This window comes from Sporosarcina sp. P13 (genome assembly GCF_002743055.1).
Taxonomy (GTDB): domain Bacteria; phylum Bacillota; class Bacilli; order Bacillales_A; family Planococcaceae; genus Sporosarcina.
The window spans coordinates 158037-169228 of sequence record NZ_PDYM01000003.1; the positions used below are offsets into that span (position 1 = coordinate 158037).

General features: G+C 40.4%; 11 protein-coding genes and 2 other annotated features. Of the genes, 10 read left to right on the forward strand and 1 reads right to left on the reverse strand.

The features are described from left to right. The 6 genes from dnaI to CSV79_RS03110 all read left to right on the forward strand — a co-directional run bounded on the left by dnaI (nt 1) and on the right by CSV79_RS03110 (nt 6262). Nucleotides 1-942, forward strand: a complete 942-nt coding sequence (gene dnaI, locus CSV79_RS03085; RefSeq protein WP_099687579.1) for a primosomal protein DnaI — start codon at nt 1-3, stop codon at nt 940-942. Between the two features lie 350 nt (nt 943-1292). Continuing rightward, nucleotides 1293-1514, forward strand: a binding site (T-box leader). A gap of 46 nt (nt 1515-1560) precedes the next feature. Continuing rightward, complete coding sequence (gene thrS, locus CSV79_RS03090) at nt 1561-3492, forward strand: threonine--tRNA ligase (RefSeq protein WP_099687580.1); 1932 nt, start codon at nt 1561-1563, stop codon at nt 3490-3492. A 988-nt stretch (nt 3493-4480) separates the two neighbouring features. After that, nucleotides 4481-4627, forward strand: a sequence feature (ribosomal protein L20 leader region). Between the two features lie 102 nt (nt 4628-4729). Continuing rightward, nucleotides 4730-5236, forward strand: a complete 507-nt coding sequence (gene infC, locus CSV79_RS03095; protein ID WP_143560531.1) for a translation initiation factor IF-3 — start codon at nt 4730-4732, stop codon at nt 5234-5236. Nucleotides 5237-5262: 26 nt separating this feature from the next. Then, complete coding sequence (gene rpmI / locus CSV79_RS03100) at nt 5263-5463, forward strand: 50S ribosomal protein L35 (protein WP_029052909.1); 201 nt, start codon at nt 5263-5265, stop codon at nt 5461-5463. A 71-nt stretch (nt 5464-5534) separates the two neighbouring features. Next, nucleotides 5535-5894, forward strand: a complete 360-nt coding sequence (rplT, locus tag CSV79_RS03105) for a 50S ribosomal protein L20 (protein ID WP_099687582.1) — start codon at nt 5535-5537, stop codon at nt 5892-5894. 77 nt (nt 5895-5971) lie between these two features. Beyond that, nucleotides 5972-6262 (forward strand): DUF1294 domain-containing protein, encoded by a 291-nt coding sequence (locus CSV79_RS03110; RefSeq protein WP_099687583.1) that lies wholly within the window; start codon nt 5972-5974, stop codon nt 6260-6262. Nucleotides 6263-6308: 46 nt separating this feature from the next. On the opposite strand, the gene CSV79_RS03115 is transcribed toward CSV79_RS03110, so the two are convergent. After that, complete coding sequence (locus CSV79_RS03115) at nt 6309-6689, reverse strand: sigma-w pathway protein ysdB (protein ID WP_099687584.1); 381 nt, start codon at nt 6687-6689, stop codon at nt 6309-6311. A 94-nt stretch (nt 6690-6783) separates the two neighbouring features. Here CSV79_RS03115 and CSV79_RS03120 point away from each other — a divergent pair, with 94 nt between their 5' ends. The 4 genes from CSV79_RS03120 to CSV79_RS03135 all read left to right on the forward strand — a co-directional run bounded on the left by CSV79_RS03120 (nt 6784) and on the right by CSV79_RS03135 (nt 10723). After that, entirely contained in the window at nt 6784-7269 is a 486-nt protein-coding gene (locus tag CSV79_RS03120; protein WP_099687585.1) for a dUTP diphosphatase, read from the forward strand. A gap of 143 nt (nt 7270-7412) precedes the next feature. Further along, nucleotides 7413-7898, forward strand: coding sequence for a helix-turn-helix domain-containing protein (locus CSV79_RS03125; protein ID WP_158232457.1), 486 nt, complete (start codon nt 7413-7415; stop codon nt 7896-7898). Nucleotides 7899-8026: 128 nt separating this feature from the next. Then, nucleotides 8027-9010 (forward strand): zinc-binding dehydrogenase, encoded by a 984-nt coding sequence (locus tag CSV79_RS03130; RefSeq protein ID WP_099687587.1) that lies wholly within the window; start codon nt 8027-8029, stop codon nt 9008-9010. A gap of 87 nt (nt 9011-9097) precedes the next feature. Further along, nucleotides 9098-10723: a formate--tetrahydrofolate ligase gene (locus CSV79_RS03135; protein WP_233201351.1), complete on the forward strand. Its 1626-nt coding sequence runs from the start codon at nt 9098-9100 to the stop codon at nt 10721-10723. Nucleotides 10724-11192: the final 469 nt, after the last annotated feature.

Sequence of the window (11192 nt, forward strand, 5' to 3'; positions counted from 1 at the left end):
ATGGAACGAATTGGAGATGCTATGAAACGAGTGGTCAATGCTCCTTCGTTAGCCCAAAAGTATGAAGAACTTCGAAAAGAAGTCGTTGAAGATCCAACAATTCAGCAATTTATTAGTGACCATTCAGATGAAGTCAATACTGAAGTCGTCAACCGCAGCCTCGGGAAGCTGTATGAATTTAAAACGGCATCCCATGCCTGTGTTCGTTGTCCTAACATAGAAGGTTGCATCAATGTAATGAAAGGTTTTGAGCCTAAATTAGTCATTGCACAGCGACTAATCGATTTAGATTATGTCATTTGCCCAACAAAACAACTAGAGGACGAGCGCCGAAATGTATCAAAAATGGTTAATAGTATGTATATGCCAAAAGAAGTGATGGAAGCTCGTTTATCAAATGTAGACTTTTTATCAGAAGACAGCCGTGTAATGGTCATGAGGGCGGCTAAAGATTACCTAAACCAAATAGACTCCACAGGAAAAATACCTGAACGCGGATTTTATTTGTACGGGAATTTTGGCATCGGTAAATCTTTCATTTTAGGTGCCTTAGCAAATGAACTCGCTGCGAGACAAGTGCGAACAGTCGTTGTTTACGTACCAGAGTTCTTACGTGAAATGAAACAGTCTATTCAAAACCAAACGTTAGATGAAAAGGTCGAATTTGTCAAAAAAGCACCCGTCCTCATGCTCGACGACATCGGTGCAGAAACAATGTCTACGTGGACGAGAGACGAAGTACTAGGTACTATTCTGCAATATCGCATGGCTGAAAAACTACCTGTCTTCTTCACGTCAAACTTTAACTACAACGAGCTAGAACATCACCTAACTACGAGTCAGCGCGGAGAAAATGAACCAATCAAAGCTGCACGAGTCATGGAAAGAATTCGCATGGTCAGCCAACCTTTCAAACTAGGCGGTCAAAACTGGCGAGATTAATAGCTGGAATCGTGACATGCGTCTAACTGGACAGTTTTGAATGTATTTAATATTTACAAGAGGAAATAGTTATGCTAATTACCTAAATTGAAATAGTGGTTTAGCATTTGCTTATGTGCAACATGAATAACTCTCCTTACTAGCGAAGGCGCAACTGCGGGGTCGGCCGAAGCATTGATAGGTGGCTAACCTATTCTATAAAGTGTGCTGTCGAAGAGTCGAGCAACGACATAAGAAAAGTAGTAATTGTTTGGTTCTTCTTTATGCAATTATAAGAAAATAATAATATAAACTTGCAATTCCGCCAAAAATTTTCTATACTATTACTCAGTTAAGCATAAATAATTTCTCAAAATGCATCGAAGAGGACAATAATTTATTTCGAACCTTTCAGAGAGCAGGGGCACGGCTGAAACCCTTGTAGGCAAAAATGAATTTACCACCTCCAAGCAGCATCAGCGAACTTTAGTAGCTGATGACGGTAACGGCCCGTTAGCCGATCGAAAGCTTCGTCTATCCGAAAGGACAGAAGGAAGAAGGGTGGAACCACGAGCTCAAGCCTCGTCCCTTTAGGGATGAGGTTTTTTTGTGTCCAAAAATAGAAAGGAAGTCATACAAATGGTAGAAAATATTCATTTAACATTTCCAGATGGAGCAGTAAAGGAATTTGCAAACGGTACAACAACGGAAGAAATTGCAGGCTCCATCAGTCCTGGATTGCGTAAAAGTGCATTAGCAGGGAAAATTGGGAATCAATTAATCGATTTGAAAACACCGATTCATGAAGATGGAGAGATTAGCATCGTGACGCCTAATTCAGAAGAAGCGTTAGAAATTCTTCGTCATAGTACAGCTCACCTTTTAGCGCAAGCTGTTAAACGTAAATTCCCAGATGCAAAACTTGGAATTGGTCCGACTATCGAAAATGGATTTTATTATGATATTGATTCACCTACGCCTATTACAGCGGAAGATCTTCCTGAAATAGAAAAAGAAATGAAACGTATTATTGGAGAAAACTTACCAGTTATCCGTCATGATGTTTCTCGTGAAGAAGCACAAAGACGCTTTGAAGAAATTGACGATGAATATAAACTGGAACTTCTTGAAGCAATTCCTGAAGGCGAACAAGTTTCAATCTATGAACAAGGTGAATTTTTCGATCTATGTCGTGGAATTCACGTTCCTGCTACAGGTAAGTTGAAAGAATTCAAACTGCTAAGTATTGCGGGTGCTTACTGGAGAGGTAATTCAGATAATAAAATGCTTCAACGTATCTATGGAACAGCTTTCTTCAAAAAAGATGAACTGAAGGAACATTTACGTTTACTTGAAGAAGCGAAAGAACGTGATCACCGTAAAATCGGTAAAGAACTTAATCTATTCACAAACTCCCAAAAAGTTGGACAAGGTTTACCTTTATGGTTACCAAAAGGTGCTACAATCCGTCGTGTAGTAGAACGTTATATCGTGGATAAAGAAGAAAGACTTGGCTATCAACACGTCTATACACCTGTTCTCGGAAGCGTTGAGTTATATAAAACGTCTGGCCATTGGGACCACTACCAAGACGGAATGTTCCCAGCGATGAGCATGGATAACGAAGATTTAGTGTTACGTCCGATGAACTGCCCGCATCATATGATGATTTATAAAAATGGTATTCATTCGTATCGTAATCTGCCACTTCGTCTTGCGGAGCTTGGCACAATGCACCGCTATGAAATGTCAGGAGCACTATCAGGATTGCAACGAGTACGAGGTATGACATTAAATGACGCGCATATTTTCGTTCGTCCTGACCAAATTAAAGATGAACTGAAGCGAGTAATTTTGCTAATCGTCGAAGTGTATAAAGATTTCAACATCAAAGATTATTCATTCCGTCTTTCTTATCGTGATCCTGCGGATACAAAGAAATATTTCGATGATGATGAAATGTGGGAACGAGCACAGTCTATGTTAAAAGAAGCGATGGACGAGCTAGGTCTTCCTTATACAGAAGAAGAGGGAGAAGCGGCATTTTACGGACCGAAGCTTGACGTGCAGGTGAAAACGGCAATAGGTATGGAAGAAACACTATCTACTGCACAACTCGATTTCTTGTTGCCTGAACGTTTTGACCTCACGTATATCGGAGAAGATGGAAAGCAACATCGTCCAGTCGTTATCCATCGTGGTGTCGTATCGACAATGGAACGTTTTGTTGCATTCTTGATTGAAGAGTATAAAGGAGCATTCCCGACGTGGTTAGCACCTATTCAAGTGGAAGTCATTCCCGTTTCGCCAGAAGTGCATTTTGATTATGCGGAAGAGGTAAGAGAGAAATTGACATTAGCTGGATTCCGTGTGGATGTTGATAGTCGGGAAGAAAAAATCGGCTATAAGATTCGTGAAGCACAAGTTCAAAAGGTTCCATATATGTTAGTGCTTGGTGATCGTGAGTTGGAGTCTGGCGAAGTTAACGTTCGTAAGTACGGTGAACAAAAATCCGAAAGTATGTCATTTGACGCGTTCCTTGAGATGCTTCAAGAAGATGTGAAGAAGTAAGATCAGTTTTATACTATTGAAACGGCACTTGTGGTACTTATCTGCAAGTGCCGTTTTGCCTTCAATTTTGTGTATAGAGTAGTTTGATTGGGTCCTTTATATGGTAAAAATACTTATTGTCGGATCGTATCTCGACTCATTTGCAATACTGAAGTTTGTAAAGGTCGGCTTTCTATCATCGCTTCGGCACGTGGGGGATTGCCTCCCGCCAGGAGCCAACAAGCGAAGGTCGCGCTAGTTGTCTCCTGGCTTCGGCTGACCCCGCAGTTGTGCCTTCGCTTTTTGAGTTTAGGGTAGATTGGATAGGCTTCTGTACGTAGTAAAACCATTTTGTGTAGGATCGCAGCTCGACTTAATTCCGATTCTGAAGTCAGTAAAGGTCAGTTTCCTATCATCGCTACGGCACGTGGGGGATTGCCTCCCGCCAGGAGCCAACAAGCGAAGGTCGCGCTAGTTGTCTCCCGGCTTCGGCCGACCCCGCAGTTGTGCCTTCGCTAATGAGTATAGTGTAGTTTTGGTAGTCATTGGTACTTAGTAAAATTCACTATTAGTCTTTAAAGTACTATGATACTTACTGGTCCTCACAAAACGCAGGCGCCTTACAAGCGGTAGGCGGAGCGATAAGACGGATAGGTGCTCTTCCTATCTGGCTTATTGCGGGAGCCATCCGCCAGCGCCGAAGTGAGTACAGAGACGACTACTTCACTACTTTAAGAAGCGGATTGAAGTGGTTAGAAGTTACCGAATCCCTAACTAACTCATCGCAGGAGCCATCCGCCAGTGCCGCAGTGGGTCCGGGGAAGAGATGCTCATAACTTAAATGCATATTTTAAAATTTATACTTGCCAAAAATTTGATGATAGGCTATACTAAGAAAGTTGAAATGATGTAAACGTTATACAGTGTATCCAACAACCAGCTTAAACCAAGTTGTTGACACTCACTTCTATGTATGATAAAGTAAATAAGGTTAAATGAATACAGTTTGTGGTATAAGAAGAGGCTACCCGCTTCTCACCTGATCGACGCAATGAAGTTGTTGACAGGTTGGCACATAAGTTAATTACTATGCATATTTTGCATGGATTACTTACGCGGGTAGACAAATAACATTTGTCTACTTTTTTTATTTCGTAAAATGAATGGACCTATGGGACCCTAAAGTCGAAGTTTTCGATATACCCAAAATGTGTATTCACGAGACAATATTCGGAGGTGGATTACTATTAGCAAAGACATGTACGTAAATGACGGTATCCGAGCACGTGAGCTACGCTTAATTGATCACAATGGCGAGCAACTCGGTATCAAAACACGTAATGAAGCTTTAGAAATTGCTGCTCGAGTGAACCTGGACCTTGTTCTTGTTGCTCCACAAGCGAAGCCCCCAGTAGCTCGTGTTATGGACTATGGAAAGTTCAAGTTCGAACAGCAAAAGAAAGAGCGCGAAGTTCGTAAAAATCAAAAGATCATCAATATGAAAGAAGTTCGGTTAAGCCCGACGATTGATGAGCATGATTTTCAAACGAAACTACGTAACGGAGTCAAATTCCTAGAAAATGGGGATAAGGTAAAAGCTTCGATTCGTTTCCGTGGGCGTGCGATTACGCACAAAGAAATCGGTCAACGAGTGCTCGATCGCTTTGCAGAAGCTTGCAAAGAAGTAGCAACTGTTGAAGTGAAACCAAAAATGGAAGGTCGGAGCATGTTCTTAATACTTGCACCGCTTGCCGAAAAAAAGTAACACGAACAATTTAGGAGGAACAGAACATGCCAAAAATGAAAACTCACCGCGGTTCCGCGAAACGTTTCAAAAGAACTGGAACTGGTAAATTAAAGCGTGGCCGTGCTTACACAAGTCACCTTTTTGCAAACAAATCTACGAAGGCTAAACGTCACTTACGTAAGTCTTCACTAGTTTCTTCAGGCGATTACAAGCGTATTCGTGAAATGCTAACAAACATGAAGTAATACCGGTAGACTTTTCGTTAATCGAATTTCTATCAACACACACTTACAGGATAAGCAGGAGGTAATGCACTATGCCACGCGTAAAAGGTGGAACAGTCACGCGCAAGCGTCATAAACGAGTATTAAAATTAGCAAAAGGCTACTTCGGTTCAAAACATAGACTTTATAAGGTTGCTAACCAACAGGTTATGAAATCTTTAAACTATGCATACCGTGATCGTCGTCAAAAGAAACGTGATTTCCGTAAACTATGGATCACACGTATCAACGCGGCTGCACGTATCAATGGCCTTTCATACAGCACATTAATGCACGGCTTGAAAGTAGCTGGCATTGATGTTAACCGTAAAATGCTTGCAGATCTAGCTGTGACAGATGCACAAGCATTTGCACAACTTGCAGATACGGCAAAAAAAGCGGTTGCAAAATAAGATGAACTAAAATCCACTTTCGTTTTCATTCTTATATGGAAACGAAAGTGGTTTTTTTGTGCAAAGGAGTAGCTAACATGGCACAAACTCTTATGATTTATATGGCGATCCTATCTGTCTGGGCTTTTGTGGCGATGGGATACGATAAAAAACAAGCGCAGAAGAAAAAACAGCGAATTCCAGAACGTAATCTTTGGTTGTTGGCATTTCTGGGTGGAGGAGTGGGGGCTTACTTCGGTATGCAAGTCTTTCACCATAAGACAAGAAAAACAACGTTCCGTGTAGGTTTTCTTTTACTGGCAATGCTTGATATCGTAATCCTACTCATGTCAGCTGGATTTGAATTGCCGACTTCCCTTATATTTTAATGAAAAAGGAAACAGCCAATTTAGCTGTTTCCTTTCAGTCCGTGTATTACCCCTTCATCAATTGTTCAATCGGGTTTTTCCAATTGATTTCGGCAAATGGATAATACGATTTTACTTCCGCCTCAAGGAAGTGAAAATCTTCTTTCGTCATCCCTTGTAGTTTCGATTCATTTTTGACCCAAATAAAAATGGATACTACATCAAAAGAATCAGGTGTAGTTCCGAGATACTTTTCACCTTCAAACATGGCACCTTTAAACGTAATGAAGAAGTTTTTACGTATGTTTTTCACGTCATCATAAAAATAGTATTGCTCTTTTTCATATGCTTCATCTAGTTTTCGCTTGGCATCTGTCAAATAGCGAATGCCTGCATAAAACAAATAAATAATAAGTGCTATAATGAGTATACGAATCAATAAAATCATGAAATCAACTCCTGAACACATTCTAGTTTATACCTATACGGATGAGTAAGAGAAAAGGTTTCATTTTATAGTAAATTTTCAGGAGGGTGTTAAAATGAAGTTAGATCAGTTATTTAACATGCAAAAAGCATTGGATGCATACATACAAGAAAATCATAAAGCAACCGAAACGTTTAACGAAAAAGGCTTGGCTTTACTAGTTGAATTAGCGGAATTAGCAAATGAAACAAGATGCTTTAAATTTTGGAGTATGAAAGGCCCTTCAGCTAAAGATATGATTTTAGAAGAGTATGTCGATTCAATCCACTTCCTACTGTCCCTTGGAATTGAAAAAGACTTTGATGGATTAGAAAACTGGCCTACTAGTAACGAGCTTGAAATGGATTTGACGCAGTTATTCTTACAGACAGGACAAGCGATCTATACATTCTTAGATGAGCTAAGTTTTGAAAGTTATAAGAATATTTGGATGCAATATGGTGCGCTCGCTAAAACATTAGGTTTTACAGAAAAACAGATTATTCAAGCGTATATTGACAAAAATGAAGAAAATTATGCACGTCAAAGAAGTGGTTATTAAATAAAATTACCTGCTTATGTGGGAATTGCAAATTGTACATTTCATAAACGTTGATTGTGAATAATTTCATGAAAAAGTTAATTGACAAAAATACCGTTGTGATAATAATATAATGAGAATGATGGTAAATGGGGGGTATTTCGTTGAACGAATGGAGTAAGGATGATTTTGGTTTGCGGTTGAAAGAGTTAAGAGAACGTCGTGGGCTTTCGATGATGGCTTTTGGTGCAGCTATCGGGACATCTGCTAGTCGAATCAAAGACTGGGAGCGTGGAAAAAATGCTCCATCCGCAGCGTGGATCGCGAAAATTTCAGAACGTTTTTCAGTCTCTACTGATGAATTGATCATGGGAGAAGTAACGTTCACTCCATATATAAAAACAACAGGTAACACTGTAGAATCTCTCTACGATCGTCTTCGTGAAACGATGAATGTTGAAAGTACACAATCATCTGAAGAGGCGGACGGGTTATATAAAGAGATCGATGCGGTTAACAAAGAACATTATCGTAGCGGAAAAGGCAGAAGATCAGCAGAAAAAGAACTGATGGAGTTAGTTATCAGATTACCCAAAAAAGATGTACTCGAACTATTAGAATTAGCTAAATATAAAAGACGGAACTTATAACACAATGACTCTATAGCTCATTGTGTTTTTTTCTACATAAACAGTTGTTCAGATTAAGCGACCTATAGGAAAATATAACAAAATACGTTATGATAGTAGCGTATATAAACGTAGAGAGGATGAGTTGATTGAAGGCATTCGTTCATGAAAATGGTGAATTGCGATTTACAGACATCCAAGAACCGACAGCTAAAAAAGGTGAAGTCATCGTATCCTTAAAAACGGCGGGTGTAAATCGCCGGGATACAATGATCCCAGTACGTCGCGGAGACGCAAAAGAACCTCTTATATTAGGTTCAGATGGTGCTGGCATTGTTGAGTCAGTAGGCGAAGGGGTAACAAGATGGCGTGTTGGAGATGAAGTAATTATCAATCCGGCGCTTCGTTGGTATGATGAGAGTAACGCGCCATCAGCTACATTTGATATTCTTGGCATGCCAGATCACGGGACATTTGCAGAGAAAATTTGTATCTCAGCAGAACAATTAGAAAAGAAACCGGAACATCTTTCTTGGGATGAGGCGGCCGTCATTGCTCTTGCCGGACTTACTGGCTATCGTGCACTTGTCACAAAAGGTCAAATTCAAGAAGGTCAAACTGTTTTTATTCCGGGCGCTGGAAGTGGTGTCGCTACGTTCTTAATTCAATTTGCAAAGAAACTAGGAGCGCGTGTCATAGTTACGTCTAGAAGTGAAGAAAAAAGACGTCATGCAACTGAATTAGGTGCTGATCTCGCAATAGATACAAATAGTGACTGGCCTACAGAATTAGAAGGTGAAAGTGTAGATCTTGTAATCGAAAGTGTAGGAAGAGCGACATTTAATCGCTCGCTCAAAGTATTAAAACAAGGCGGTCGAATCGTTGTCTTTGGCGCAACAACAGAAGATACAGTGGATTTAAATTTGCGTGAGTTCTTTTATGGTCAGTATACGCTTCTTGGAACAACGATGGGGAGTCGAAATGAATTGCGCGATATGCTATCGTTTATTGCGGAGCATCAAATTCATCCAGTAGTAGACTCGATTATTCCTCTTGAACAAACGGCTCAGGCGTTTGCTAAGTTAGATAAAAGTGTGCAGTTCGGTAAAATCGTATTGCAAATAAATCAATAAAATTATATATGGAGTGGAAAGGCAGTGGGAGAAGTGACAGAAAAGGTGAAACCGTTGACGGACTTGGAGATTGCATCCAAAGCAACTATGCAACCGATTGGGAAGATTGCAGAGAAGGTGGGGATTTCTCCAGATGCGCTTGAATTATACGGCAAGTATAAAGCAAAAATTAATGTAGATCTCATACCGAAGCAAAAGACTAAAGCGAAGGTAGTCCTCGTCACGGCTACGAGCCCTACGCCTGCTGGAGAAGGAAAATCCACAGTAACAGTCGGTCTTGGAGATGCGCTGTCACGTCTAGGCAAGAAGACAATTATCGCGTTACGGGAACCATCTCTTGGACCCGTCATGGGAGTTAAAGGTGGGGCAACTGGTGGTGGTTTCTCGCAAGTATTACCTATGGAAGATATCAATTTACATTTCACAGGAGACCTTCATGCAATCACGACTGTCAATAATGCATTAAGTGCAATGATCGATAACCATTTACATCAAGGGAATCTGTTGAACATAGATCCACGCCGTATTACATGGAAGCGAGTTATGGATATGAACGACCGTTCGCTACGTCATATAACAATTGGGTTAGGTGGACCAGGGCAAGGCATCCCACGCGAAGATGGCTTTGATATTACAGTTGCATCTGAGATCATGGCAGTGTTCTGTTTAGCGACAGATTTACAAAATCTAAAAGAGCGCTTAGCAGACATCGTTATTGGCTATACGTATGACAAGGAAGCTGTTACCGTTAGAGATCTGAAAGTAGAAGGTGCTTTAACGTTATTGTTGAAGGATGCGTTTAAACCGAACTTAGTACAAACGATAGAAGGGACACCGGCACTTATTCATGGTGGACCGTTTGCAAATATCGCACACGGTTGTAACTCATTAATTGCGACGAATACCGCACGGGATTTGGCGGATTTTGTCGTGACGGAGGCGGGTTTTGGGTCTGATTTGGGCGCTGAGAAATTTATGGATATTAAAGCGCGTCAAGGGAATTTTCAACCGGATGCTGTTATATTAGTGACAACCATTCGTGCGTTGAAAATGCATGGTGGTGTAGCTAAACAAGACTTGAAAGAAGAAAATAGTGCAGCGGTTGAGCGAGGATTAGTAAACCTAGAAAAACACGTAGAAACCATTCGAGCTTTCGGTGTTCAGCCAGTCGTTGCATTAAATCACTTTGTTCTTGATTCTAAACAAGAGCTTCAGAAAGTGCAGAATTGGTGCAAAGAGAACAATGTGAAAGTTGCTTTAACCGATGTATGGGCAGATGGTGGAGCAGGTGGCGAAGCGTTGGCGAAAGAAGTGTTAAAAGCAATCGATGAGCCGAATCACTTCGCGCCAATTTACGACATCGACCAGTCTGTCGAAGAGAAAGTAACGGCTATTGTTCAAAAAGTGTATGGCGGTCTAGGTGTGAACTTTACGGATCAAGCGTTAAAAGACTTAGCTGAAATTAAGAAAAATGGCTGGGACTTGTTGCCAGTCTGTATGGCGAAGACTCAGTATTCATTTTCTGATGATCCAAAAAAATTAGGACGTCCAACAGAGTTTACGATTACTGTTCGCAACATCCTACCGAAACTTGGAGCTGGATTTCTCGTTTGTTTAACAGGAGATATCATGACGATGCCTGGCTTACCTAAACAACCAGCTGCACTTAATATGGACGTGGATGCAGAAGGAAATGCAAAAGGCTTAATGTGATAATACTATTGAGGTTGGGACATAAGTAGAAAATCTTGTGTAGCTACCAAAAAAGAGCGAAACTAAAACCGCGTGAAACCAAGGTTCTTATAGCTTGGTTTCACGCTTTTTTAAAATTTTATATTTTATTAAGTTTTTCTCAGCCTCTTATTGTAAAAACTAGAAAATTAGGAGTGTTCGTATATGACGCTCTGGATATACAACAAAATTCAAGTGATTTTAGAAGTTCAGCTATATGCCTAGTATCTGCTTCGAAGGGTAACTGTAAATTTGCTACAGCTACAAGTTCCAAAAGGATTTAAAACCATCTAATTGGCACAGTTGAACGTAATTTGATGTAACCGTCAAGTAATTTTGAACAGTTTTTGCTCATTAGTTTTGAACAGTTTACGCTTGAAATAATGTTTCACGATACTTAATTCTGTGACTAGCACCTTCAAAGTGAAGGACTTCAGAGCGGTGGAGAAGG

Bases quoted from the DNA above. Each gene is read 5' to 3' on its own strand.
- dnaI (WP_099687579.1), top strand. From the start codon at position 1: ATGGAACGAATTGGAGATGCTATGAAACGAGTGGTCAATGCTCCTTCG.
- thrS (WP_099687580.1), top strand. From the start codon at position 1,561: ATGGTAGAAAATATTCATTTAACATTTCCAGATGGAGCAGTAAAGGAA.
- infC (WP_143560531.1), top strand. From the start codon at position 4,730: ATGTACGTAAATGACGGTATCCGAGCACGTGAGCTACGCTTAATTGAT.
- rpmI (WP_029052909.1), top strand. From the start codon at position 5,263: ATGCCAAAAATGAAAACTCACCGCGGTTCCGCGAAACGTTTCAAAAGA.
- rplT (WP_099687582.1), top strand. From the start codon at position 5,535: ATGCCACGCGTAAAAGGTGGAACAGTCACGCGCAAGCGTCATAAACGA.
- CSV79_RS03110 (WP_099687583.1), top strand. From the start codon at position 5,972: ATGGCACAAACTCTTATGATTTATATGGCGATCCTATCTGTCTGGGCT.
- CSV79_RS03115 (WP_099687584.1), bottom strand. From the start codon at position 6,689: ATGATTTTATTGATTCGTATACTCATTATAGCACTTATTATTTATTTG.
- CSV79_RS03120 (WP_099687585.1), top strand. From the start codon at position 6,784: ATGAAGTTAGATCAGTTATTTAACATGCAAAAAGCATTGGATGCATAC.
- CSV79_RS03135 (WP_233201351.1), top strand. From the start codon at position 9,098: ATGCAACCGATTGGGAAGATTGCAGAGAAGGTGGGGATTTCTCCAGAT.